This window comes from Moraxella tarda (genome assembly GCF_035181405.1).
GTDB lineage: Bacteria > Pseudomonadota > Gammaproteobacteria > Pseudomonadales > Moraxellaceae > Moraxella.
Genome location: NZ_JAYGGV010000003.1, coordinates 320,525 through 347,339, shown reverse-complemented (window position 1 = coordinate 347,339; position 26,815 = coordinate 320,525). Strand labels below are relative to the sequence as shown.

Annotated in this window: 22 protein-coding genes and 1 pseudogene; 14 read left to right on the top strand and 9 right to left on the bottom strand. The window is 42.1% G+C overall.

The genetic code is table 11. The annotated features are described in order from the left end of the window. Positions 1 to 57: 57 nt before the first annotated feature. Positions 58 to 1,620: a glutamine-hydrolyzing GMP synthase gene (guaA, locus tag U9670_RS05980; protein WP_323840993.1), complete on the bottom strand. Its 1,563-nt coding sequence runs from the start codon at positions 1,618 to 1,620 to the stop codon at positions 58 to 60. A gap of 270 nt (positions 1,621 to 1,890) precedes the next feature. Next, a pseudogene (locus tag U9670_RS05975) lies at positions 1,891 to 2,010 on the bottom strand (IS1595 family transposase); the annotation flags it as partial. A gap of 78 nt (positions 2,011 to 2,088) precedes the next feature. Between U9670_RS05975 and U9670_RS05970 the strand changes: the two are divergent. After that, positions 2,089 to 2,634, top strand: a complete 546-nt coding sequence (locus U9670_RS05970; protein ID WP_323840994.1) for a lipocalin family protein — start codon at positions 2,089 to 2,091, stop codon at positions 2,632 to 2,634. Between the two features lie 311 nt (positions 2,635 to 2,945). Here the strand turns inward: U9670_RS05970 and gyrB are convergent, their stop codons facing one another. The 4 genes from gyrB to dnaA all read right to left on the bottom strand — a co-directional run bounded on the left by gyrB (position 2,946) and on the right by dnaA (position 9,343). Then, complete coding sequence (gene gyrB / locus U9670_RS05965; RefSeq protein ID WP_323840995.1) at positions 2,946 to 5,402, bottom strand: DNA topoisomerase (ATP-hydrolyzing) subunit B; 2,457 nt, start codon at positions 5,400 to 5,402, stop codon at positions 2,946 to 2,948. A gap of 144 nt (positions 5,403 to 5,546) precedes the next feature. Next, on the bottom strand, positions 5,547 to 6,695 hold the full coding sequence (gene recF / locus U9670_RS05960; protein WP_323840996.1) for a DNA replication/repair protein RecF: 1,149 nt from the start codon (positions 6,693 to 6,695) through the stop codon (positions 5,547 to 5,549). Between the two features lie 26 nt (positions 6,696 to 6,721). After that, on the bottom strand, positions 6,722 to 7,876 hold the full coding sequence (gene dnaN, locus U9670_RS05955) for a DNA polymerase III subunit beta (RefSeq protein ID WP_323840997.1): 1,155 nt from the start codon (positions 7,874 to 7,876) through the stop codon (positions 6,722 to 6,724). An 84-nt stretch (positions 7,877 to 7,960) separates the two neighbouring features. Beyond that, the gene (gene dnaA, locus U9670_RS05950; RefSeq protein WP_323840998.1) at positions 7,961 to 9,343 is read right to left on the bottom strand and encodes a chromosomal replication initiator protein DnaA; all 1,383 of its coding nucleotides are present in this window, start codon (positions 9,341 to 9,343) and stop codon (positions 7,961 to 7,963) included. A 775-nt stretch (positions 9,344 to 10,118) separates the two neighbouring features. Between dnaA and rpmH the strand changes: the two genes are divergently transcribed. The 13 genes from rpmH (at position 10,119) to U9670_RS05885 (ending at position 22,710) form a co-directional block, all read left to right on the top strand. Further along, complete coding sequence (rpmH, locus tag U9670_RS05945) at positions 10,119 to 10,253, top strand: 50S ribosomal protein L34 (protein WP_003662232.1); 135 nt, start codon at positions 10,119 to 10,121, stop codon at positions 10,251 to 10,253. An 82-nt stretch (positions 10,254 to 10,335) separates the two neighbouring features. Further along, positions 10,336 to 10,707 carry a ribonuclease P protein component gene (gene rnpA / locus U9670_RS05940; RefSeq protein ID WP_323840999.1) on the top strand — a complete coding sequence of 124 codons (372 nt, stop codon included), beginning with the start codon at positions 10,336 to 10,338 and terminating at the stop codon, positions 10,705 to 10,707. Positions 10,708 to 10,729: 22 nt separating this feature from the next. Beyond that, positions 10,730 to 11,059 (top strand): membrane protein insertion efficiency factor YidD, encoded by a 330-nt coding sequence (yidD, locus tag U9670_RS05935; protein ID WP_323841000.1) that lies wholly within the window; start codon positions 10,730 to 10,732, stop codon positions 11,057 to 11,059. 151 nt (positions 11,060 to 11,210) lie between these two features. Next, the gene (gene yidC, locus U9670_RS05930; protein ID WP_323841001.1) at positions 11,211 to 12,839 is read left to right on the top strand and encodes a membrane protein insertase YidC; all 1,629 of its coding nucleotides are present in this window, start codon (positions 11,211 to 11,213) and stop codon (positions 12,837 to 12,839) included. A 132-nt stretch (positions 12,840 to 12,971) separates the two neighbouring features. Continuing rightward, positions 12,972 to 14,366, top strand: coding sequence for a tRNA uridine-5-carboxymethylaminomethyl(34) synthesis GTPase MnmE (mnmE, locus tag U9670_RS05925; protein WP_323841002.1), 1,395 nt, complete (start codon positions 12,972 to 12,974; stop codon positions 14,364 to 14,366). Positions 14,367 to 14,375: 9 nt separating this feature from the next. After that, positions 14,376 to 14,843, top strand: coding sequence for a transcriptional regulator NrdR (gene nrdR / locus U9670_RS05920; RefSeq protein ID WP_323841003.1), 468 nt, complete (start codon positions 14,376 to 14,378; stop codon positions 14,841 to 14,843). After that, the gene (gene ribD / locus U9670_RS05915; RefSeq protein WP_323842631.1) at positions 14,840 to 15,910 is read left to right on the top strand and encodes a bifunctional diaminohydroxyphosphoribosylaminopyrimidine deaminase/5-amino-6-(5-phosphoribosylamino)uracil reductase RibD; all 1,071 of its coding nucleotides are present in this window, start codon (positions 14,840 to 14,842) and stop codon (positions 15,908 to 15,910) included. The genes nrdR and ribD overlap by 4 nt, the downstream gene beginning before the upstream one ends. Positions 15,911 to 16,221: 311 nt before the next feature. After that, positions 16,222 to 16,881 (top strand): riboflavin synthase, encoded by a 660-nt coding sequence (locus U9670_RS05910; RefSeq protein WP_323841005.1) that lies wholly within the window; start codon positions 16,222 to 16,224, stop codon positions 16,879 to 16,881. A gap of 95 nt (positions 16,882 to 16,976) precedes the next feature. Then, positions 16,977 to 17,996: a methionyl-tRNA formyltransferase gene (fmt, locus tag U9670_RS05905; RefSeq protein ID WP_416381492.1), complete on the top strand. Its 1,020-nt coding sequence runs from the start codon at positions 16,977 to 16,979 to the stop codon at positions 17,994 to 17,996. Further along, on the top strand, positions 17,986 to 19,314 hold the full coding sequence (gene rsmB / locus U9670_RS05900) for a 16S rRNA (cytosine(967)-C(5))-methyltransferase RsmB (protein ID WP_323841007.1): 1,329 nt from the start codon (positions 17,986 to 17,988) through the stop codon (positions 19,312 to 19,314). The genes fmt and rsmB overlap by 11 nt, the downstream gene beginning before the upstream one ends. 100 nt (positions 19,315 to 19,414) lie before the next feature. Beyond that, positions 19,415 to 20,830: a threonine synthase gene (gene thrC / locus U9670_RS05895; RefSeq protein ID WP_323841008.1), complete on the top strand. Its 1,416-nt coding sequence runs from the start codon at positions 19,415 to 19,417 to the stop codon at positions 20,828 to 20,830. Positions 20,831 to 20,900: 70 nt separating this feature from the next. Continuing rightward, on the top strand, positions 20,901 to 22,106 hold the full coding sequence (gene dprA / locus U9670_RS05890) for a DNA-processing protein DprA (protein ID WP_323841009.1): 1,206 nt from the start codon (positions 20,901 to 20,903) through the stop codon (positions 22,104 to 22,106). Then, the gene (locus U9670_RS05885; protein ID WP_323841010.1) at positions 22,084 to 22,710 is read left to right on the top strand and encodes an L-threonylcarbamoyladenylate synthase; all 627 of its coding nucleotides are present in this window, start codon (positions 22,084 to 22,086) and stop codon (positions 22,708 to 22,710) included. The genes dprA and U9670_RS05885 overlap by 23 nt, the downstream gene beginning before the upstream one ends. 166 nt (positions 22,711 to 22,876) lie before the next feature. Here U9670_RS05885 and ribB read toward each other — a convergent pair whose 3' ends face one another. The 3 genes from ribB to U9670_RS05870 form a co-directional block, all read right to left on the bottom strand. Beyond that, positions 22,877 to 23,965, bottom strand: coding sequence for a 3,4-dihydroxy-2-butanone-4-phosphate synthase (gene ribB / locus U9670_RS05880; protein WP_323841011.1), 1,089 nt, complete (start codon positions 23,963 to 23,965; stop codon positions 22,877 to 22,879). 296 nt (positions 23,966 to 24,261) lie between these two features. Continuing rightward, a complete protein-coding gene (locus U9670_RS05875; RefSeq protein WP_323841012.1) occupies positions 24,262 to 25,452 on the bottom strand; it encodes an MFS transporter in 1,191 nt (396 codons plus the stop codon). Positions 25,453 to 25,513: 61 nt separating this feature from the next. Continuing rightward, positions 25,514 to 26,785 (bottom strand): replication-associated recombination protein A, encoded by a 1,272-nt coding sequence (locus tag U9670_RS05870; protein WP_323841013.1) that lies wholly within the window; start codon positions 26,783 to 26,785, stop codon positions 25,514 to 25,516. Between the last annotated feature and the right edge of the window lie 30 nt (positions 26,786 to 26,815).

Genomic DNA, 26,815 nt, shown 5'->3' with positions numbered 1-26,815 from the left:
TTTTTTGACCAATTGTCTTATAAAGAAAAACTGACCCCAAAGAGCCAGTTTTATCAATCACTCCCACTCAATTGTCGCAGGCGGTTTGCTAGACACATCATAGACCACACGAGAGACATCGGTGATTTCATTCATAATGCGTGTTGAGATTTTATCCACCAAATCATAAGGCAAATGGGCAAAACGCGCGGTCATAAAATCCACCGTCTCCACTGCTCTAAGGGCAATCACCCACGCATAACGGCGACCGTCGCCGACCACGCCCACCGATTTAATCGGCTGAAACACCGCAAAGGCTTGGGCGGTTTTGTCGTACCAGCCAGATGCACGAAGCTCTTGCATAAAAATATCGTCTGCCACTCGCAAAATATCGGCATATTCTTTTTTGACTTCGCCCAAAATCCGCACGCCAAGACCTGGGCCGGGAAAAGGGTGGCGATAAATCATCTGGGCAGGCAACCCAAGTGCCACGCCAATTTTTCGCACTTCGTCTTTAAATAAATCACGCAAAGGCTCAACCAATTCAAACGCCAAATCATCGGGCAATCCGCCGACATTGTGGTGCGATTTGATGGTGTGTGCCTTGCCGTTTTTGCTTTTGGCAGATTCAATCACATCTGGGTAAATCGTCCCTTGTGCCAAAAATTTGATGCCGTTTAATTTGCGTGCTTCATCGCTAAACACTTCAATAAATTCTCGTCCGATGATTTTGCGTTTGGCTTCTGGGTCGGTTACGCCTTTTAGTGCGTCCAAAAAGCGGTTTTCGGCATCAGCACGAATCACTTTGATACCCATATTCTCGGCAAACATTTGCATCACTTGGTCGCCTTCGTTTAGGCGAAGCAAACCATTGTCCACAAACACGCAGGTCAATTTATCGCCAATCGCACGGTGCAAAAGCGCAGCCACCACCGAGCTATCCACACCGCCAGATAAGCCTAATAGCACTTGATTGTCGCCAATTTGTGCTTGCAACTGTTGGATTCGCAGTTCAATGATATTATCAAAATTCCAATCGTTGCCACAGCCACAAATGCTGTGGACAAAGTTTTGTAGCATTTGCGTGCCTTTTTGTGAATGGGTAACTTCTGGGTGAAATTGCACTCCGTATAATTGGCGGTTTTCGTCCGATGCGGACGCAAACGGACAACTTGGCGTGCTTGATGTGGCGACAAATCCGTCTGCCAATTTGGCAACTTTATCGCCGTGGCTCATCCACACTTGCGATTGGTTGTGGGCATCTGCCGTATCGGCTAGCAATTTGTCTTGGGCGACAATGTCAATTTTGGCATAGCCAAATTCTTTGATGTCGCCTGCTTGCACCACCCCGCCAAGCTGTGCCGTCATCGCCTGAAAGCCGTAGCAAATGCCCAAAACAGGCACGCCAAGGTCAAACACCGCTTGGGGGATTTTGGGGCTACCGTCCATATACACGCTTTCGGGCCCGCCTGATAAAATCACGCCTTTTGCCCCAAAGTTTTGGATAAAATTATCGGCAACATCAAAAGGGTGCAACTCACTGTACACGCCAATTTCACGCACACGGCGAGCGATAAGCTGGCTGTATTGTGAGCCAAAGTCTAGGATTAAAATGCGGTCGGCGGTGATATTTTTGGTCATTTGGATTGCCTTTATTGGGGAAAAATTGCTTGATATTTTAACATTTTTTGGTGGATTTGGCGACCAAGATTTTTCGTGAGAATTTTATCAAACTGTGCTAGGATAATTTTTTGAATGTAAACAGAAAGATTGGTGTGATTTTATTTCATAGAAGTGCAACAGAATTGATTAAAGACAGCTACATTGGTTATGGATTTTCAAAAATAAATTTTTCAGAATATCAAGATGTTGACGATTTATTAAAATGTTTAGGGCTGTAGTAGATAAGCCCTAAACCCCACACCATTTTCTGGGTATTCTAAGCCGATTATAGGCAAGCCATAGTTGAAACGAAACTCGCATTCTTTGATAAAAAGATAAAAGTTTTTTCTTCTCCATGCCATTGTATTTTATCACTTTTATGGTATATCATATTTTGTACTCTACCATACCCCTTTGTTTAAACACTTTTGTCTTTTAAGGATTTTTATGTCTCGTATTGTAATGAGTCTTTGTACAACCCTTGTTTTAGGATTGACCGCTTGCACCAGTACGCCCAATACCCCCACCAACCCACCTGCCACCGTAGCAAAGGTTGATTTGCCACGCTATATGGGTTCTTGGCAAGAAGTGGCAAGATTGCCCATGTTTTTTCAAAGAAACTGCGCTAAAGACAGCAGGGCAAATTACACCTTGACCAAAGATGGCGAACAAACCGTGGTGCAGGTGGTTAATAGCTGTCTTAACAAAGATGGCAAGCGTATCCAAGCACACGCCATCGCAAAACCTGTGGGCGATGCCAAACTTAAGGTAAATTTTGCCCCAAAATTTATCAGAGCGCTTGGGATTGGCGATGCCGATTATTGGGTGTTGGCACTTGATGACGATTACCGCTATGCGATGGTTGGTACGCCTGACAAACGCTATTTATGGCTTTTGGCTCGTGAGCAAATGCCTACGGATATCCAAAACCGCTACATTGCACTTGCCAAATCACAAGGCTATCCCACCCAAGATTTGGTTTTTGATGAATAAAATCCTAAAAAAAATCCTGCAAAAGTTACCCTAATTTCTGCAGGATTTTTACACCCTTCTAAATACTATACAAACCCAAATAATTACTTAGGCCCTAGACTAGAAAAATCAAAAAATCTTACTTAATAATACAAAAGCATTTGATAATCTTTTTTGAGCTTATAAGTGCTTAACTTAGTGTTATACCTCATGTTTCTGGTCTAGCATGGGGTAGACTACTGGTGCAGAGTCATTTTTTTTAATCAAAAAACAAAAAATGCGACTGGAATGATCAGCAGCCGCATTTTGATAGAGGTAATAAGCCTGATGAATTAGATATCTACATCAGCATTCAATGCATTTTCCTCAATAAAAATACGGCGTGGCTCAACCTCATCACCCATCAGGCAATTAAACAGGTGGTCCGCTGCGATGGCGTCTTCAATGGTGATTTTAAGCATTCGACGATTCTCTGGGTCCATCGTGGTCTCCCAAAGCTGATCGGCATTCATCTCACCCAAACCCTTGTAACGCTGTATGCTCATACCACGCCGTGCATCCGCCATCATATACCCCCACAAATAATGAAAGTCTTTGATTGCCAAATCCTTCTCGCCACGACGCAAAAATGCATCAACCCCCAGTACCGTATTCCATTCACCAGATAACCTATATAACCTTGCATACTCAGCAGAATTTAAAAATCCCGCATCAAGTGTATAATATTGAGGCAAACGATGAACAAATATCGTTACTCGAGGTAACCATTGCTGCTTTTGAGCATCATCAGAACTCACAGCTTCAATCAACGCCACTTGTGGCGACAAATTACCAGCAATCTCACTCAATTTAACTTGCAGCTTATCCGCCCATGCCTGAACGCTAGATTTATCTTTAAAATCAGCATCAAACTTCGGTATCAAGGTTAAGGCATCAAGCAATTGTGGTGGATATTTATTTTGCAATCGGCTTTTAACAACCTGTGATTGGTTGTAATTATTGAGCAATTTTTCAAGTGCCATGCCAGTAATTGCAGGTGCATCTTTACTTAAAAACAGCTGGTTTTCATCAATTGTTGATGACAGCAAATAAGATTTTAACGCCTCATCATCTTTTAAATAAAGCTCATGCTTGCCTTTTTTGACTTTATATAATGGCGGTTGAGCGATATAAATATGCCCACGCTCAATCAGTTCTGGCATTTGGCGAAAAAAGAAAGTCAAAAGCAATGTGCGAATATGAGAGCCATCTACATCCGCATCGGTCATAATGATGATTTTGTGATAGCGAAGTTTATCAACATTATATTCATCAGCACCAATACCAGTGCCAAGTGCCGTGATGAGCGTTCCAACCTCAGCAGATGAGAGCATCTTGTCAAATCTGGCACGCTCTACATTTAAAATCTTACCTTTTAATGGCAGAATTGCCTGCATTTTACGGTTACGACCCTGCTTGGCACTACCGCCTGCCGAATCACCCTCAACAATATACAGTTCGGACAAAGCAGGATCTTTTTCTTGACAATCAGCCAGCTTACCTGGCAAACCTGCAATATCCAGCGAAGTCTTACGGCGAGTCATTTCACGAGCCTTGCGAGCCGCCTCTCTAGCACGAGCTGCATCAATAATTTTACCAGAAATGGCTTTGGCAGCCGCTGGATTTTCCAGTAGATACTCACTTAGGCGTTCGTGCATGGTCGTTTCAACAGCAGACTTTACCTCACTAGACACCAGTTTATCTTTAGTCTGAGAACTGAATTTTGGGTCAGGAACTTTGACAGAGACAATCGCCACCAACCCTTCTCGTGCATCATCACCTGTTACCTGAACCTTTTCTTTTTTGCCAATGTTTTCACTTTCCATGTAGTGATTTAGGCAGCGAGTGAGTGCCGAACGAAACCCCGATAAATGCGCACCCCCATCTTTTTGCGGTATATTATTGGTAAAGCACAGCACTTTTTCTGTGTAGCTATCCGACCATTGTAGAGCCACCTCCACACCAATACCCTCTACTCCTTGTGCGGTAAAATGAAAAATATCGTTCAGGGTCTGCTTACCCTCATTGATGAAAGTAACAAATTCAGACAACCCTCCTTTATGCTCAAAAACCTGAACTCTATCATCTCGCTCATCAGTCAGTACAATACGCACACCAGAATTTAAAAAAGATAGTTCACGCAGACGCTTGGCAAGAATATCGTAATCAAAAATTGTGCCACTAAAAATCTCATCACTTGGATAGAATCTAACCTGCGTACCAGTCCGATCAGTCGGCTCAACTTGCCTTAACTCAAAGTCAGGCACGCCATCAGTATAATTTTGAGTATACGAATATCCATCACGCCAAATATTTAAAATCAATCTTTTGGACAAAGCATTAACCACCGATACACCAACGCCATGCAGGCCGCCAGAGACTTTATAGGAGTTGTCATCAAACTTACCGCCAGCGTGCAGAACCGTCATAATAACTTGTGCTGCAGACACCCCTTCTTCTGGGTGAATATCCACAGGAATGCCACGGCCGTTGTCCATAACCGACACCGACTCATCCTCATGAATCACGATATTAATCTCATCACAATGCCCAGCCAAAGCCTCATCAATGGCATTGTCCACCACCTCAAACACCATATGATGCAGACCTGTACCATCATCGGTATCGCCAATGTACATGCCCGGACGGACACGCACTGCCTCAAGCCCCCTTAAAACTCGGATGTTTTTTGAGCTGTATTCATTATTTTGAGGGTTGTGAGATTCGCTGTGTTGCGTTTGCTCAGTCATGAAAAATCCTTAGATATTGCACTTATTTGACACCTTAATAAGCACAATCAAATATCAAAAATAAGTATTATTATAGCATTTTTTTCAAAAAAAAGCATGGATAAACACCGCCCAAACCCCAATAAAATAATACACTTTCAACCCTTAACACCCGCTTTTTTCAAAAATCTCACCCTGCTCCACATGGAACACTTTCAACTCATTTATATGTCGATTATTTTTCATCATTTTTTGACAGATTTTATCAGCTGTACTGTCTTGCAGACTGGTAATAAAAAGCTGACAAGGTAAAGATAATACTGTATCAAAAAACACCTCCATCGCCTCATCATCAAGCTCAGCATCAATATCGTCAATCAAAACGACAGGTTTAACATTTTTTAGATACCGACAAATCATTTGCAACTGAGACAGCTTTAAAGCAATAATCAACAGTTTTTTTTCGCCACGAGATAGTACATTTACTGCCTGCTCTCGCAATTTCACACCATCTTCATTCACCTGCTTTAAACCCACCATCACATCTGCACGGTGAGCACCTACACGGGTATAGCCAAGCTCCTTATCCTGTTCAAGCCGATTTTTCAAGGTCTCAAACAAACCCGTCTTTACATCAAAACCTGCCTGATAAGTCAAATACAGTTCGTCTTGATAGCTTGGTAACAATCGCCCTATCATTTGATTAAAAAAACTTTGCCATTCATCAAATATCTTTTGTCTACATTCATGTAAAGCAGTGGCATGTACCGATAAAGCACAATCCCAAGCATTCAGCTCACTTAGGGATAAAAAAGGCAATTTTAATAAAGAATTACGCTGTTTTAATAATCTTTGATAAGACAGCCATTCTGGGTAAAATTGATGTTCCACATGAAACACTAGCCAGTCTAACAGCTGCCTGCGATTGGCACTACCCTCTTCTAAGACCATCATACCAGTCGGATCAATCAGTAATGTTGGTAGTAAAAACGATAAAGTACTTTGACTATTTACAGTATTTTGATTTACCTTTAATAGTGTTGTAGCAAAGTTTGATGAGTCAAGTTGCTTTTGGATGGCGATGGTCTGCAAATGGTCAATGCTCGCCCAGACGGTGCAAGATTTGGCGTGGTGCTGAATGTAGCGTTTGGGTTCATGATGGCGAAAACTTTTTCCCCGAGAAAGTAAAAACACCGCTTCTAATAGCGATGTTTTTCCACTGCCATTCTTCCCAATAATCAAATTGCAATCTGCTAATAACAAAGATGCTTGGGATAGATTTCGCAAGGTATGTATGCGTAACTCGTTAATCATACTTGATACAATCGCAATACAATTACCTACACACGCATCGGCATGACGACATATTGATGATTCATCTCATCACCCACTTGATAAATCAGTGCAGGCTTAACAGACTCGGTCATTTCAATACGCACATCACCATTAAGCACTCTTAAAACCGCACGCAAATAAGCCTCATTAAACGACACCTCCAATGGCTCACCCTCGTAGCTGACCGCCAAATTTTCCTCAGCGGCATCTTGTTCTCGGTTATTAACACTGACTCTGACGGTATCGGCTTGTGCAAAGTTAAACAGTACGCCTGGCGCATCCTTATTCACCAAAATCGATAAGCGACGCAAAACTTCACCCATCTCTTCTTTATTAAACACCACCGATTTATCATAATTTGACGGCAACACACGACGATAATCGGGGAACTTACCCTCAATCAATCTTGCCACAACCCCCACTTGCATTCCACAATATTCACTATCATCACTAAATACAAGCGACACTTGCATAAATTCATCATCAAAACTAAGCGATACTTGCTCATCATTGCTGGTTTTGGCAATCTCACCAAGCAGCCGTTCAAGCTCACCAACCGCCTTGCCAGGCATAATGATTCGTCGCTCATCGTAGTTTGCATCTAGTACTCGATGTGCTACCGCCAAACGATGACCGTCAGTTGCTACGGCAGTTAATCTATCCCCATCAATCTCAAACAACATACCTGTCAAATAATGACGCACATCTTGGGTTGCCATAGCAAATCGAGTATGACTGATTAAATCATGCAATATATCACGAGAAATCTGTAACGACACAGTAATACCTGGCTCACCAATACTAGGAAAGTCCTGAGCTGGCAAAGTTTTTAAGGTATATTTTGCCCTGCCATCTGTTACCAAGCAACGCGTTTGATTGGCGTCAAGCGTTATGACAGCATCTGATAAAGTCTTACAAATGACAAATAATTTTTCAGCAGGTAAAGTAGTCTGACCTGCTTCAACGCACGCACCCTCAGGTATGCTAACAGTGGCGGTCAACTCAACCTCCAAATCAGACGCCACAAGCGTTAGTAAGTCCTCTGTCAAAACAAACTTAATATTTGCCAAAATTGGTCCAATACGATGGTGCTTATCAGCGGCCTTAGCAACCAAACTGATGGCATTGATCAAAACATCACGACTGATGGTTAATTTCATTATTATCTTCCTATTACACTTTATTACCGCTTATGGTACCCACTTTTTGATGTAAACACAAGTTCTGTTTAATGCTTACATCCATCACTCAAATTCCAAAGTTGCTTTTAGTGCCTGATAGGCTTTCTCTACCTTAGCATCACCGACTCGCAATTCCTCAATCGCTTTACAGGCATGCATGACTGTCGTATGGTCTCGACCACCAAAAAACTGCCCAATTTCAGGGAAGCTATCTTGGGTTAGCTCACGAATGAGCGACATCGCCATCTGACGGGGTCGCACAATATTACGAGCCCGCTTTTTACCCATCAAATCTTTGGTGGATACACCATAGTATTGTGCCACCAAATCACGAATATTATCAGCATTGACCGCTCGTGCACGAGCCTCAACATGGTCTTTAATGGCGTGACGCACCAATGTCAGCGTCACAGGCTCTTGTAACATGGTGTGATTGGCATGAACTTGGTTGAGCGCCCCTTCTAGGCGTCGCACATCTGGTGCGACATTCTGCGCAATAAATAAAGCACATTCTTTGGGCAGTGCCATATTAAGCATGCTCGCCTTTTTTTCCAAGATTTGCACACGCATGTCAATATCTGGTGGCTCAATAAGCAAATTTAACCCACCTGAAAAACGAGACTTAAAACGCTCATCAAAATTATTTAATTGGGTTGGTTGTCTGTCAGATGCCAGAATAATACGATGCTGTTTATTTTTACTAAATTCACTAAAAATCGTCAAAAGCAGCTCTGAAAATTTTGGTGCAGATTTTGCGTTAATCAGATGAATATCATCAATAATCAGCAAGTCCACCTTGCAAATCCTCTTAACCAGCTGATCAACTTTATTATCACGAAAAGCATCTTTAGTGATGCGAAAAAAGTGATCTTTGGTCAAACAGCAAAATCTCAAACCAGACTTTTGATAGCGGTGCGCCACCGCATGCATCAAATGCGTCTTCCCCAAGCCTGACGAGCCATACAAAAATACAAGTGGGTACAAACTCTCACCTGCTTTCTTGGCCAAATCATAACAAGCATTATAAGCAAAAGCATTTGATTTACCTTTGACAAATGCATCAAAGGTGTAAGCCTCTTCAATCTGCTCACTCTCTTCAATTTGGGTGCTAACTTTACTTTTTTTGGTTGGCTTTTCGCTTTTTGGGGCACTCTCTGTCACTTGAGCCACTTCCAAACGCACAGCATGCACACCCTCTGGTGCATGCTTTTGCACCAGACGCTCAATCAAATCAATATACTCTTCATTAACACGATTGATAAAATACTGGTTAATCGCTGACAATACCAGCACATCGCCATCCATGCTTGGTTTTAGCGGTGATAGCCAACGCAAAAAGTCAGCCTCTGACACCTCAAAAGACAGCTCTTGTAGGCATCGCTGCCAAAAATCAAGCGAAAAAGTGGTTCTGTCAGGCGACACCACCCTTTCATCAAATAATGACATACCCATCAATCCTTCACGACAAACTGATTAAAAAAAAATAATAAAAAAAGTTAAAAAACACCACATTAAATCCAGACAAATGATAAAGCAATTGCCACACCAATCTGTCACACCCTCAATAAAAATAGGGCGTAAGCACGCCTTCATCTAAAGACAGGTGAATATTAGCATAGATTTTAAAGTTTTTAAAGAAAAATTTTCTGTGGATAACTTTATGGGAAAAACTGTGGATAAGTTTTTATTGTGGATTAATCACAGTATTTAAACATTAATTTAACATACTTTTCCACAATATAAGTATATAATATTTAGTATAATTTTTTAGTTATCCACAAAAATTATACTCTATTATTACTACCAACAATAAATTTATAATATAATAGATAAAAAACACCAAATCTGTGGATAACTTTTTTTATTTTGATTAAATTAAGTAGTATTTTTACATATCCTCCTATGATTCTGGTAGAAAAAGTAGTTGCTAGAATAACTTTGTGAAATAAACACAATGCTTTTTAAATCAGATTTAGAAATTTAAAAAAATGAATTGATTATAGCATCACAATAATAATTCAAACCCTCATCTTGACATGGTGAAAAAACCTTGATAGAATAGTACAGTCTTTTCGCTAATTTTAGCGAGCGACCTAATTAGAAAGTCTTGAGTGTGATTGTTGGTTAAATGCTAACCATCGAACTGTGACATACAAAAAAAGTCTTCACTTATTCCAGCTTCTGCAGAGCTTAGTGATGCCTACCAACCTTAAGGTGTATTATGAAACGTACTTTTCAACCAAGCGTATTAAAGCGTAAGCGTACCCACGGTTTCCGTGCTCGTATGGCCACTAAAAAAGGCCGTCAAGTCCTAGCACGCCGTCGCGCCAAAGGCCGTCATCGTCTAACTGTATAAACGATGAAATAAAAAAGCACCACTTGCTGGTGCTTTTTTATTACCTATTTTACACATATTTATATCTTTTGGTAGGGTCATCATGAGTCATCCTTCATTTTGTTTTAATAAGATGCAGCGATTGTTAAAGCCTGCTGAATTCAAGACCGTTTTTGATACGGCGGTCAAAAAAATCCACTCCGAACATTGTTTGATTTTTGTTCGGGTGAACGACAAAGATGTGCCACGATTGGGGCTTGCCATCACCAAAAAAAAGCTCAAGCATGCTGTTGTGCGTAACCGATTAAAACGCATTACTAAAGAGGTGTTTCGACTCAATCAGCATGAGTTAGCTAATGTGGATTTGGTGCTTATTGTTAAGAAAAGCTACACAAAAGATTGCGATATTTTTAATGAGATTGTTAAAATTTTTGAAGTGGTAAAATTAAAATATCCAAGACTAAAAATAGATTAGATTTGTAAATTGGTATTTGTGTATGATTAAACGATGCTTGCTTGGGTTGGTTTACTTTTATCAAAAATTCATCAGTCCGAGTATGTCGGCTCGCTGTCGTTATTATCCAACTTGCTCAGAATATGGCCGTCAGGCTTTGGTTTGGCATGATACAAAAAAAGGAGCGTTTTTGGTTTTTAAGCGTGTGCTGAGCTGCCATCCATGGGGAGGTTCTGGTGTGGATTTTGTGCCTGTACCAATGTATTTGTATCGCTACGATGTGTTTTTTGCACCAAGTCGTAATGTTGGTTTTGGTGTATTTGTTGATGAATTTGGTTATGTTTCTCGTCTAAATTGGCTGATGAGAAGGTAAAGCTGGACTGGGTTTGCTGGCTATTTTTAAATATTTTCTAGGATTTTATATAAAAGTTTAGTAGAATAAACGATTTTCTCATAAGTTTATTGACGAATTTTGATAATGCACGCTTAATGTGTACCTCAAATGCTTTGTTAGGAATCATGCCATGCAAAAAATTCTTCGGATTTTAATCATTGTTGCCATACTCATCACAACTTATCTGCTTGTGTTGGCTTGGCGTGATGATGCGGCTAACACCCCAAAAGTTGCATCCGCAACCACTCAGGCTGCAACTATAGATTTGCCAAATGCTAATGCAGGTGATGTGCCAACCACAACCAATGCCTCATCGGACCCAGCTACGACAGCATTAGATGGTCAGTTGATTAGCGTCTCAACCGATCGCTACGACATTCGTATCAACCCTGTAGGTGGTGATATTGTACATGCTGCTTTAAAACAGTATGATGCTACACTAAATGGCAATGAACCTTTTGTATTGCTTGAATCAAGTGCTCGAACTTATGTGGCCCAATCGGGTTTGATTGGGCAAGATGGTATTGATACGTCTGCAGGTCGTGCCACTTACACCAGTCCACAAATGCATTATGAGATGGGTGAAAACGGCACGCTAGAAGTGCCTTTGGTTTATCAAAAAGATGGTGTTACCATTACCAAAACCTATGCCTTTAAAGCGGGTGGTTATCCAATTGATTTAAGCTACAATATTAATAATGCATCAGCATCAGCTTGGCAGGGTCAGATGTACGCTCAGTTGAAACGCGATGATAGTGCCGACCCTGGCGTTGAAGATAAGGGTATGATGGGTATGGCGACCTATTTGGGTGGTGCTTGGGGCACGCCTGATGATCCGTACAACAAGCTAAAATTTGGTAATTTTAACGATGGCGAGTTAAGTGTTGCCAGTCGTGATGGCTGGGTGGGTATTGTGCAACACTATTTTGTCTCTGCGTGGACGCCAGGTGATTTTGATGCACAGTTTTATAGTCGCAACAATGGCAATGATCATTTTATCGGCTTTAATAGCCCTGTGATCAATGTTGATGCAGGTAAGCAAATTACGATGAATGCCACGCTTTACGCTGGACCAAAAGTGCAAAAAGAACTTGCATCTGTGGCAGTAGGCCTTGAAAAGACTGTGGATTACGGCTTTCTTTGGCCCATCTCCAAAACTTTATTTGCGGTATTAGAGGTGCTTTATAAGATCTTTGGTAACTGGGGTTGGGCAATTATTGGCCTGACTATTTTGGTGAAGATTGCTTTGTTTTGGCTGTCCAACAAAAGTTATACTTCAATGGCAAAAATGCGTGCCATTGCTCCAAAGTTGCAAGCCCTAAAAGATAAGCATGGCGATGACCGCATGGCGATGAGTCAGGAGATGATGCAATTGTACCGTGATGAGAAGGTTAATCCGATGGCAGGATGCTTACCAATTCTTATCCAGATGCCGATTTTTTTAGGTCTGTATTGGTGCTTGGTTGAATCTGTGGAATTGCGTCACGCCCCTTGGATTTTGTGGATTAAGGACTTGTCGGCGATGGATCCTTGGTTGATTTTACCAATCTTGATGACGGCAACAATGTTTATCCAGCAGCTCTTAAACCCTCAGCCTGCTGATCCAATGCAAGCTAAGATGATGAAAATTATGCCATTAGTGTTTGCGGCATTCATGCTATTTTTCCCTGCTGGTCTGGTGCTATACTGGACGGTGAATAACTTATTTAGTATGATCCATCAGCACTGGGTGAATAAACGTGTTGAAAAACTAACCTAAGTACAAGTTTAATCTGATTGATTTGGTAAAAAGATCCTGCTGATATGGTGGGATTTTTTTTGCACCAAGATCGCCTATTTTATAAAAAAAATGTTACAATAAAAAGTTAATTGGTAAAAAAAAGGGTTTGTTATGACGCAGGTTGTCGTACAGCAGCCAACCATCGCCGCTATTGCTACACCCGTTGGGCAGGGTGGTGTGGGTGTCATTCGTTTATCGGGTAAGAATGCCTATAAAATCGGTTGTCAAATTAGCCAAAAAAATACACTGATACCACGCCATGCTCATTTTGCTAAATTTTTAGGTAAAAGTGGTGTGATTGATGAAGGTGTAGTGATTTATTTTAAGGCTCCGCACTCATTTACAGGTGAGGATGTGGTTGAGATTCAGGGGCATGGTGGTGTAGTTTTGCAAAATATGCTCTTGTCTCGCTGTTTTGAGCTTGGGGCAAGGCAGGCGACAGCAGGTGAGTTTTCCATGCGTGCCTTTGAAAATGGTAAAATTGATCTTGTGCAGGCTGAAGCGATTGCTGATGCGATTAGCGCCACATCAATGGCTCAGGCAACAAGTGCCATTCGTTCGTTGTCTGGTAATTTTTCTAATAAAATCAACGAGTTATTGGGAAAATTAACCAATATTCGCCTTTATGTTGAGGCGAGTATTGATTTTCCAGATGAAGAGGATGTGGATTTTTTGTCCGATGGGGTAATTGAGAGTAAGATCAATGAGATTTTGGGGCAATTGGACGACATTCTAGCTACCGCTGAGCAAGGTCAGTTGCTTAGAGATGGCGTGCATGTGGTGTTGGCAGGTAGGCCAAACGCTGGCAAGTCTAGCCTACTAAACCGCTTGGCAGGTGTGGAGCGAGCCATCGTTACCGATGTGGCAGGGACAACTCGTGATATTATAGAGGAGCGTATCAATCTTGGTGGATTGGTGATACACTTGACGGACACCGCAGGATTAAGACAGACTGATGATAAAGTTGAGCAACTTGGTATTCATCGTGCAAAAGATGCAATCCATCGTGCTGATGTGCTACTTGTGGTGCATGATGTTGCAACAAAGGTTGATCTTAAGGTGTTTGTTGAAGAATTGCTGGGTTCTGATGAAACTGATCGAACTGATGAGATTTTGCAAAAACTGCTTGTTGTTATCAATAAAGTTGATTTACTCAATGATGTTCCACATGAAACTTTTTATATAAAAGATCGGTTAATTGTACCTACTTATGTTTCATGTGAAACAGGTTGGGGTATTGATGAATTAATTGATAGATTAAAAGATAAGGTGGGGTTTCACCCCCCGGAAAACGGATTGATTGCCCGCACTCGTCATATTGATGCTTTAAAGCGTGCTAAGAAACATACGCTAGACGCAAAGGAACAATTGACTGTATTTTTTGCCGGTGAATTAGTGGCAGAGAGTCTTAGATTATCCCAACAGGCATTGGGCGAGATAACAGGGCGAGTGACGGCAGATGAGTTGCTTGGTAAAATTTTTTCAAGTTTTTGTATCGGTAAATAAAGGATAAAAATGTATTGCCCTTATTGTAATGCAGTTGACACCAAGGTAATAGACTCTCGATTGGCGGCGGAGGGTGCGCAGGTACGCCGTCGCCGCCAATGTACTGAATGCGGTGAGCGTTTTACGACTTTTGAGGTGGTTGAGGTGGTTATGCCACGCATTATTAAGTCTAATGGACGCATCGAGCCATACGACCATAGTAAATTGCGTCGTTCAATCTCGCTACCTTTGCAAAAACGCCCCATCACTATTGATGAAATAGATGCAACCATCAGTCGCATTGAGCAAAAGCTTCGTAATATGGGTGAAAGGGAGGTGTCAAGTAAAACTTTGGGTGAGGTGGTGATGTCAGAACTGAGGTTGTTGGATGATGTTGCTTATGTGCGTTTTGCTAGTATCTATCGAGATTTTCAGGATATTGCAGCCTTTCAGGCGGAGCTTGCAAACATTCATGCTGATTTGCAGGTTAAAGGATGAATGGCGGTATGTCGTTTGTTGATGTTGATAAAGATTATACATCTGAAGATGTATATTACATGACACTCGCCATCAATGAGGCTAAAAAAGGTAGTTTTACTACAAAACCGAACCCTGCGGTTGGTTGTGTTATTGTTAAGAATGGCTTAATAATTGGTCGAGGTTTTCATCCAAAATCAGGCTTGCCTCATGCTGAGATTTATGCCTTGCAAGATGCACAAAACCAGGGTTTTGATACACAGGGTGCAACCGCCTATGTAACACTTGAACCTTGTAGTCATACAGGCAAAACCCCACCTTGTGCTGATGCGCTCATTAAATCTGGCATCTTGCGTGTAGTGATTGCCTGTCTTGATGTTAACCCACTTGTGTCAGGAAATGGCGTAAAAAAGCTTATGGATGCTGGTGTTGTGGTTACTGTTGGGGTGTGTGAAAAAGAAGCTTATGAATTGAATGTGGGATTCTTGACTGCTATGCAAATGGATAGGCCGTATGTACGCCTAAAAATGGCAATGAGTCTAGATGGTCGCATTGCGATGCAAAGCGGTGAATCCAAATGGATTACGGGTAATGAAGCACGAGAAGATGTGCAAAAATTGCGTGCTAAGAGTGGGGCGATCATCACGGGCTCTGGGACAATCATCGCTGATGACCCTGCGTTGAATGTGCGTTCTTTGTGTTTGGGTGTTGATTTGAGCGAAATCATTCAGCCAAAAATTGTGATTGTAGATAGGCGAAACCTGTTGAGTGATGACAGTTACTATCAGGTTTTCCAATGTCATGACACACTGCTTTGGCGTGGTGATTTACCTGAATTACTTACTTACTTAAAGTCTGTGCAGTGTTATGATGTACTGGTGGAATCTGGTGGTCGGTTGGCAGCGGCTTTTATTGAGCAAGACTTGGTTGATGAATTGGTTGTTTATCAGGCACCCTGTATTTTGGGTGCTAAAGCATATCCTGCATTTGATTTGGTATTGAGCAAACTGTCTGAACAAAAACGCTTTAAAATGGTCAGTCACGAGCGGATTGGTGGTGATTTGAAATTGGTATTTAAGAGGATTTGATTGGTATTGATGGTGTGAAATTTTGTTGTGGATAACTTATGTTGTTTTATTTTTTATTTAAAGATATTTTGTATTTAATGTATTGATTTTACTTGATTTTTTATAAATATAATGAAGCTGATTTGATGGTGTTTGCTACTTTCTTTGATTGTGGATATTTTTCTATTAAGCTGGTATTGCATGATTTTTTTAAGAGTAGTGGGTGTATGTATGAGTATATTTAACCAAAGAAAAAGAATCAGCAAAAACTAACCGAGTGGCTGATATTAGATTTAGCTTGGGTGTGAGTAGGTATTTAAAAGAGATGGGTTATGTTTACAGGTATTATTGAGGCGACAGGTGTGCTGACAGCGATTACTCCCATGGGTGGTGATGTGCGATTAAGCATCTGTGCGTCAAATCTTGATTTGAGCGATGTAAAATTGGGTGATTCGATTGCATCTAATGGCATCTGTCTTACTGTGGTGGCGGTTGATGGTGATGATTATACTGTTGATGTTTCACGAGAAACATTGCTTGTTACTGCATTAAATACATGGAAGGTGGGTGATACTTTAAATCTTGAAAAGGCCATGTTGCCAACTACTCGTTTTGGTGGGCATATTGTGGCAGGACATGTTGATGGCGTAGGTAAAATCGCCAAAATTGCCAAAGATGCACGTTCGGTGTATGTTGAGATTGTTATTCCTGCTGAGCTGATGAAGTATACTGCTGACAAGGGTTCGATTACGGTTGATGGCGTCAGCTTGACAACCAATCACATCAGACCATCAGAAAATACGGTCTGTCTAAATATCATTCCGCATACGGCCAAGATGACAAATATTGTGCGTCATTGGGTGGTTGGCCGTTCTGTGAATATTGAAGTGGATTTGGTGGCACGATATTTGGAGCGGTTGATTGGTGTAAAAAATGACAAGTTGCAAAGTCAGATTACCGAGGCGCTACTAATAAAGAGTGGTTTTTGTTAACTAAAACCAATAAATAAAAATATTGAAATGTAGCTTGAATGTTGATGTCAATAATATTTGTGTTGATTAAAAACTGATAAAACAAAATGGATGGAATGAGAATGGTGGCTGATAAAAAATTGCGTGTGATTTTTGCTGGTACGCCAGAGTTTGCCAGAGTTTCTTTGCAAGCATTGATAGATAACCAAGAGGTGCTCAATCTAGATATTGTTGCTGTCTATACTCAGCCGGACCGCAGGGCGGGGCGTGGCCAGAAAATGACCGCAAGCCCTGTTAAAGAATTGGCCTTATCATATAATATTCCTGTGGAGCAACCTGTAAGTTTTGGCTTAAAGCATGAGTTGGGGCGGGTTTCGCGTGAAATACTGGCAAATTATCAGCCAGATGTGATGATCGTGGCGGCTTATGGCTTAATTTTACCACTTGGGGTATTAAATATCCCAACCTTTGGTTGCTTAAATATTCATGCATCACTACTGCCTAGATGGCGTGGCGCCGCCCCCATTCATCGGGCCATTTTATCGGGTGATGACAAAACAGGTATCACCATCATGCAAATGGCATTGGGGTTGGATACCGGTGATATGCTGTATAAGGTGGAGTGTGATATTGCTGATACCGAAGCCACGCATGGTTTGCATGATAAGTTGGCTCAGCTTGGTGCTTTGGCAATCACTACGGTGCTTAAAGATTTGGAGGGCTATCAGGCACAAAAAATTGCACAAGATGACACTCAAGCCAGCTATGCTGAGAAAGTTACTACTGATGAAGGGCAAATCAACTGGCTAAAACCTGCTTTTGAAATCAGTCGCCAGATTCGTGCTTTAAATGCCTACACCTTTTTAAATGGCGAACGCATTAAGATGATAGAGTGCCTACCCATTAAGGTTGCTCAGACAACTTTTGAGCCAGCGGGAAAAATTATCAGTGTGGGGCGCAAGGCGATTTTGATTGCTTGCGGTCAGGACAGCAATGGCCAAAGTCACTTGATTAATATCACCAAAATGCAATGGGCGGGAGGTAAACCTTTGACTGCTGAGCAAATTGCAGTAGGGGATAAGCTTCAAGATGGTGAGATGTTCGATGGCTTCATTGGAGCAAAAAATGCAAATTAATCAAAAGCTATCCGTCCGAGCAAATGTTATTTTGACACTTGAAAAAATCAATAATGGCAGCTCGTTATCGGCATTGCTTGATGGATTGCTAAATGGTGTTAAGGATAATGAAAAAGGTTTTGCGCATGAGTTACTGTTAGGTACGCTACGGGGGTGGTATGCTTTAAATCGTATCGGTGAGAGCTTGATTAAAGTGCCGCCGAGCGATGTTGGCATTATTTGTGCATTAAATATGGGTTTGTATGAACTGCTGTATATGAATACACCCAGCTATGCTGTCATCAATGAAACTTTAAATGCGTTGAAAGCGATTGGAAAAAATTATGGTGCAGGCCTGATTAATGCCATATTGCGTAAAGTTGCTGATGATAAAGGTAGGTTTGTTAAAAAAGTCAATAAAAATCATAGTTTGCCCAATTGGTTGGCTAAGCAATTTAAAAAAGATTGGGTGGAGTATTATGATGATTTGGGGTGGAGTCTACGCAATAACGCCCCGATATTTTTAAGGGTTAATCCAAAATTTACCACGATTGATGATTATGCCGATTTGCTAAAACAAGCCAAAATTGCCTTTGAGGTGGTGTCGCTTGGTATTGCTGATGCAAAGACGATTAAGTTGATTGGTGGTGTAAAAATTCACAACCTGCCTCATTTTGCTGATGGTTGGGTGAGTGTGCAAGATCGTCATGCGCAGATTTGCGGACATATTTTATCAAAGCTGGATTTGCCTAAGTCGGTTAAAATACTTGATGCTTGCACAGCACCTGGGGGTAAGTTGGCACAGGTCTTGGAGTTATCTGAAAGCGGCGTGTTTCATGTGGAACACGCTTTGGCATTTGATGATGACGAGCATCGTTTAAAACGAGTGCATGAGAATTTGGCGCGTTTAGGTTTGTCTGATTTGGCCAGTGTTGTTTGTGCTGATGGCCGAGACTATCGGGCAGATGAGTCTTTTGATGTCATCATACTTGATGCACCATGTACAGCAACAGGAGTGATTCGCAGACACCCTGATATTACCTTGCTTCGCACCGAAGATGATGTGATGCAGACAGTTGGCTTGCAGGCGGATATTTTGTCAAATATGTGGAAAAATTTGACGGTTGGTGGTTATTTGCTGTATATCACTTGCTCATTATTGAAGGTGGAAAATGAGGGGCAGATATTGAGATTTTTAGCAAAAAACAACGATGCCAAAGTGGTGGCATTTGGTTTGAATCTGCCCAATCAAATTAGGCAGGCGGTTGGTTATCAGTGTTTGCCATTAAGCTGTGATGATGGAGATGGCTTTTACTATGCGTTGATGCAAAAGGTGTGAATGCCAAAGCTGATAAGTCAGTCTGTGAATAAAATTTCGTTTTGCTGTGAAGTTATGCTAAAATTCGGCTCGTTGATTTTTTTTAAATTTTGGGAAAGCCATGAAATATGTCAGTACTCGTGGGCAGACCGCCCCCATGTTGTTTAGTGATGTTTTACTAATGGGTCTTGCACCTGATGGCGGCTTAATGCTGCCTAAGTCTTATCCTGTAATTGATAGACAGACTCTAGATGATTGGCGTGCGTTGTCATATGCAGAATTGGCATTTGAAATCATGTCTTTATTTGTTACTGACATTCCAAAAGATGATTTAAGAGGCCTTATTAACAAGACTTATACAAAAGCAACTTTTAATAGCGATGACATTACACCTGTTACTTGTTTGTATGATGACATGATGTTGCTTGAGCTGTCAAATGGGCCAACACTTGCTTTTAAAGATATGGCAATGCAGTTTTTGGGCAATGCTTTTGAGTATGTACTAAAACAAAAAGGTGAGCGTTTGACCATTATTGGTGCGACATCGGGCGATACGGGCTCTGCAGCAGAATATGCTTTGCGTGGCAAGGATAATATCGAAGTGTTCATGATGTCGCCACATGGCAAGATGAGTGCTTTTCAGCGTGCACAAATGTACAGTTTGAATGATGATAATATTCACAATCTTGCCATTAAAGGTATGTTTGATGATTGTCAGGATATTGTTAAGTCGCTCCAAGAAGACGCCCAATTTAAAGAAAAATATAGTCTTGGCACAGTCAATTCTATCAACTGGGGTCGCATTCTTGCCCAAATTGTTTATTATTTTAAGGGCTATTTTGGTGCAACGACAAGTAATGATGAGCGAGTCAGTTTTTGTGTACCGTCTGGTAATTTTGGCAATATTTGTGCAGCTCATATCGCGCGTGAGATGGGCTTGCCAATAGACCGCCTGATTGTCGCAACCAACGAAAATGATGTTTTGAATGAATTTTTTAATACGGGTAATTATGCACCACGCAAGGCGAGCGAGACCTATGTGACATCCAGTCCATCAATGGATATTTCCAAGGCGTCGAATTTTGAGCGATTCATCTATCTGTTGCTTGATAAAGATACTGATAAAGTGAGTGTACTGTTTAATGATGTTAGGGCTGGCAAAGGCTTTGATATTAAAGATAGGCTTGCTGATATTCAAGGTAGATTTGGCTTTGTGGCAGGTAAATCTACGCATGGCGATCGCCTAAATACCATCAAAAAGGTCTATGCTGACACAGGTCGCTTAATTGATCCTCATACTGCTGATGGTGTGAAGGTGGCTCTTGATGTAAAAAAAATGGGCGAGAAAATTGTTGTCGCTGAGACTGCATTGCCGATTAAGTTTGAAGAAACAATGGTTGAGGCGTTGGGTGCGATTGATTTGCCACGACCTGAGCATACCGTAGGGCTTGAAGAAAAAGAGCAGTTTGTTACTGTGCTGGACAATAAAGCAGAGCTGGTGGTTGAGCAAATCAAAAAATTTGTTACTGCACGATGATTAAGCATAATAAGACAGCTGGTTTTGCAGTGATTTAGCTGTTTTAACCGATTGTGAAGAATTTAAACTCATGTCATATCAACAACTTAGCACCCACTCTGCTGTACTTGCTTTGTGGTACATTGTCAATACTTCGTTATCATCTTACTATAAGCTGATTGATGCTTTTGGTGATGCGTACTCAGCACTATCAATGACGGTTGCTGATTGGCGTGCATTATCCCTTCACTCTGCTCATATAAAGCGTTTTGAGGATGCTGATGATGTGCTTGCTTTTGTGTCGCGAGTGCTTGATGAGGTATCTTATGGAGCGTATAGGGTGTTGTTTGTGGGTGATGATGACTACCCAGTTCAATTAATCAATATCTATGATCCACCGCCTGTATTGTTTTATCGAGGTTGTGTTGAGAGACTTAAGGATAAGCAGATTGCGATGGTGGGTAGTCGCAACCCTACCGAGATGGCTAGGAAGATTACCTTTGATATGGCGCAGTACTTGGTGCAGTCAGGATTTAGCGTTACTAGTGGTCTGGCACAGGGTGTGGATAGGGCGGCACATCTAGGGGCGTTAGAGCAGTTGGTATGTTTTGGACGCACCATTGGGGTGATGGGGACGGGCATTGATGTATGCTATCCAAAAAATCACAATGCCTTATTCGCTCAAATTATCCAAGAAGGCGGTGTTTTAATTACTGAGCTTTTGCCAGGTACACCAGCCAGCAAGCATACTTTTCCGCGTCGTAATCGTTTGGTGGCGGGTTTGTCGCTTGCGACAGTGGTTACCGAGGCTGCCTTACAAAGTGGTTCTCTCATTACAGCACGCCTAGCAGCTGAGCAGGGCAAGCAGGTATTTGCTGTACCAAGTACGATTCATAATAAGAATGCTGAAGGTTGTCACCATTTGATTCGTGAGGGGGCGACCTTGATATATCACCCCAATCAAATCATAGAAGAGCTTGGTAATGATGCTGTGTATAGTGCCCTACCAAAGACTTTCTCTCGTGGTGTTTCTGCATTTGTTGATGATGAGATGAATGACCTTATGCCAAAAACATCGCAACTCCTCCATACGCATGCTCAAAAGCCTGCGCCGATGATACCAGAGCATTTACAGGATCTGTGGGTGTGCTTAAGTAATAATCCTAAGGACTTAGATGCTCTTGTGACGGAAATGGCAGTGGATACAGGTATTTTGCTTGCAAGACTGATGGAGTTAGAGTTGTTGGGTTTGGTGCAACAGGTTGGGGGTCGCTATGGCAGAGCCAAAGATTTTTAAAAAAGACGACATTGACAGGGTGGCCAACTTTATTAAAGCTGGTGGCATACTAGCATACCCCAGTGAAAGCGTATGGGGGCTTGGCTGTGATGCGTTTAACGATGTGGCAATTGAGCGAATTTTTCAATTAAAATCTCGTCCGTCACACAAGGGTTTGATTGTACTGACTGATGGTGTGGATAAATTAATGCCGTTGTTTTATCATTTACCAAAAGGCGTACAAGCTGATTTATTGCAAAAAATTCACGCCTTGAATGATGCTTTTGATGTCAAAACAGCCATGCGGGCACAAACTTGGCTTGTCCCAATGGCAAAATCCTTACAATTACCCAAGATTTTGACAAATGGTTGTGATACTTTGGCAGTGCGTGTAACACGGCATTTGCCCCTGGTGCAGATTTGTCAAGCGATCACTGATGATAGCAATCCTTATGGTTTTTTGGTATCAACCAGTTGCAACCTAAGTGGCAAACCGTCTGCGTTGAATCTAGAACAGGCAATGGATTATTTTGGTGAGCAGGTGGCTTATTTGGATGCACCGACCTTAGGCTTTATTCAGCCAAGTCAGATTGTTGATGTGGTAACAGGTACCATACTACGCTGATTCACCCTCCTCTTTTTTAGAAGTAAATCTCCTTGTAAATCGCATGGCTTGGCTATGTTTGTGAGCTGAATTTGGCAAATATTTGTATTGATTTTGTCCTAAAAATAGCCAGATTCTCTAAAACATAACCAAACCGTTAACTTGTGTGCTTAGAGCGTATGGTGATTTATTTCGGAGCGCTGATGGATTCAACGATATTTAAGTCGAAACCTGAAATGTTAAACTTGGCAGGGCTTGAAAGTAGCTGCATATCTCGCACGCCCAAAAGTTTTAGGATTTGTGCACCCACGCCAATGGTACGATAGGGTTCACTTTCTTCATGAATGCTGTTGTTTTGTTGGCATTTATCCAAAGCGTTGCTGATGTCTAGGGTTTTGCCTTCGTCAATCCATAAAAATACGCCTTGTTCACTATTTGCAATGGCTTGTAGTGCTAAGTGCATATCCCAACCGTCTTTGACATTGGCACCAAAGAGGTCTTTTAGGGGGTTTAGGCTGTGCACTCTTACGGTGCTTATGCCATGTTTAAGGTCTCCTTTGACCAAGGCGATGTGTGTTTGGCTTGTGCCATATTCTCTAAAACGATGCAATTTGAATGTGCCAAACTTGGTGTTTAGCGTGCCACTATCAATCAATTCAACGGTTTGCTCATTGGTCATGCGATAATGAATGAGGTCGGCGATGGTACCGATTTTCAGCCCATGTTCTTTGGCAAAAATTTCTAGATCATCACGGCGAGCCATTTCACCATTAGGTTTAATGATTTCACAAATCACTGCCGATGGTTCAAGACCTGCCAAGCGTGCCAAGTCGCAACCTGCTTCGGTATGCCCAGCACGGTGTAGAACCCCGCCTTTTTTGGCGATGATAGGAAAGATGTGCCCTGGACTGACGATGTCAGCTGGCTTGGCGTATGGTGCGATGGCACGCTGTACGGTCAAGGCTCTGTCGGCGGCTGAAATACCTGTGGTAACACCCTCGGCAGCCTCAATGGATACGGTGAAATTGGTGCTAAATTTTGCACCATTTTTACCACTCATTAGCCCAAGATTGAGCTGTTCTGCTCGCTCCTCAGTGATGGTTAGGCACACCAAACCCCTTGCGTGTGTAATCATAAAGTTGATGGCCTCAGGCGTGATGTGGCTGGACGCAATGACGATGTCGCCTTCATTTTCTCGGTCTTCATCATCCATTAAGATGACCATTTTACCTGCTTTGATGTCCTCAATGATTTCGGTAGCGGTGTTTAGTGCCATGATTTTCTGCCTAGTTGAGTGGTTGGAGTTGCCAAAAGATATGGGGGTAGTTTGGTAATTATAAAGGGTTTTGGGTGAATTTTGGGAAAAATTATGAGAGGTTGGTTTTGGTGTGTCTTTTAAGGCATTCATCAAATCATGGGATTTTATTTCGTTTTTAATGGGCGTTATAGGTGTTAGTCGCCCAAGTGGAAAAATTGACTATTTTAACTGCTTGGGTCGGTTTGCTCTTGGTTGTCAAAGCCATATTTGTGATAGGGGGTAATATGGCGTTTGATGATGGTTTGATGACTTTTTTACGAAAGTTTTTTGTCGGTGAACATATAAGGGCGGGTGGCGAACCAAGCAATCACCATATTAATGAGCATGAGTATAAGTAGGGCGGTGAGTGGTTTATGCCAGTCTTGATGGGTTTCAAACAACTTACCAAGCATGACAGGGCCAAAAAATGCGATTGAATAGCCGACCGCTTGCACCATACCAGAGACATCTCGTGCGGTATCGCTATCATAAGTCCGTAATGAAAACATCATCAATGATAGTGTAAAGATGGATGCAGCTCCCAGCCCCATCAAAAGCGACCATAGGTGTAGATGGTCTGGAAGATAAATCAGCCCTGCTACGCCAACGGTATTTAAGGTTGCTGCCACCATCGCTAAGATGCGTACTGACATACCGTGCTTGATTAGCCATGTTAGGCTGATGATGGTAATCGGGGCGGCAATTTGAAAAGTTAGAGGAAGTTCGGTGGCGCGTTCTAATGCCAGACCTTTGGCAACTCCAATCATTGGTAAAAATGCTGCCATGCCATAAAATAACATTGACTGAATGCCCATGAAAGCCGCAAGCAACCAAGCGTTAATATTTTTCCAAGCATTAAACTGTCCATAGGTGGGGGGTGTAATGGTTGCATCTTGTTTGTGGTGTTTGCTGATGATGATCCAGATACCGACTGTCAGTATGCCAAATATTGCCCACAGCCCCATGCTAAATCGCCAGCCAATCGTTTGTGCCAATGGTAATACACTCCATGCTATCACGCCTGCAAATATTGACATACAAAGGCTGAGTAGCCCTGTCATTAAGGCAATGTGACTGGGAGCGTATTTTTTGATGATTGGCGCCCCTAGTGTATTAACAAAACCAATGGCCAAAGCCATGAGTGCTGTACCAAAAAAGAATAGCCAAGAATCACCCAGTATACGCACCACCAGACTGACACTGATTAAACCAACCATGATAATGAGTGTGTGCTCAAGCCCGATTCGTTTTGCAATATAAGGTGATATCAGCGAGCCCAAGGCAAATGCGGGCATGGGCAGAGCACCAAGCCAGCCAATCATATTATCCGTCAAGCCTAGCGTCTGCTTTAAAATAGGTGCGAGCGAACCAAGCATGACAATAGGTGCTCTTAAATTGATGGCAAGCAAGATTAAAGCGATGGCAAGCAAGGTGATGGAGATGGGTTTGGCCGATTGATGTTCCATGTGAAACAATCCTTTGTTAAAATGGCGATGCTAACTGCCTATAACCGCCTATGAGTGTGGGCTAATTTTGTGATTTTAACCAGTGAATGAATGCAAAACTTGCCTGTTCTTTTTGATTATCTGCAAATTCATAAAAGCGTTTACCAATCAAATGATCAGGCAGATATTGCTGTGGGTGATAATGATGGGGGTAATCATGCGGATAAATATAATTTGCACCATAACCTTGTGCTTGCATGAGCTTGGTAACGCCATTTCGTAAATGAAGCGGTACGGGGGAGTTGTCATTTTTAACAAAGGCAAGTGCGTCATTGATGGCGTGGTAGGTGCTGTTGGATTTGGCGGAAGTTGTCAAATATACAGTGGCTTGGGCAAGAATGATGCGTGCCTCTGGCATACCAATTGATTGCACTGAGCGTAGGGCGGTGTCGGCAATCAGTATGGCATTGGGGTTGGCAAGCCCAATGTCTTCACTGGCCAAAATCACAAGACGACGAGCGATGAATGCAGGGTCTTCGCCAGCGGTCAGCATTCGGGCCAGCCAGTAAATGGCTGCATCAGCGTCCGAACCACGCACTGATTTGATGAATGCACTGATGATATCATAGTGCATATCACCTGCTTTGTCATAGTGTGCTAGGACGGTCTGGGCAATATTTTCAATGAGCTCATCGTCAATGGTGAGTGTGTTACCATCGGTATTTTGGCAGGCAATTTCTAATAAATTTAGGGCTTTGCGAGCATCGCCACTTGCCAAGTAAGCGATTTTGCCAAGTTCACCTTGCACTTGTATGCCTTGTAAGAACTTATCTTTTGCTAAGGCATTTTTCAGGATTTGCACCAGTTCATCTGTGGTCAAAGGATTGAGTCGGTAGACTTGACAGCGGGATAATAGGGCGTTATTAATACTAAATGATGGATTTTCGGTGGTTGCACCAATCAGTGTGATTTTGCCAGACTCTACCGCCCCTAACAACGCATCTTGCTGAGCCTTATTAAAACGATGGATTTCATCAATGAATATTACAGGTGGGCCAAAATCCAGTCCATTTTTACTGCCATTGCCACCATCTATCAATTCTCGTAATTCTTTGACGGTTAGGTCAAGAGCGGACAGTAGATGAAACTCACGGCCGACCGCATGAGCCAGCAGGCGTGCTAGCGTTGTTTTGCCGATACCAGCTTCACCATGCAGGATTAGGCTTGGTAGATGGCCGTTTGTTATCATACGACCAAGTGGGGCACTCTCACCCAATAGATGTGTTTGCCCAACGACATCAGCAAGTGATTGTGGGCGAACTCGTTCGGCAAGCGGGGTGGTCAAGGTAGTCATTATAGGATTTTAAACCAATGGTAGTTAAGA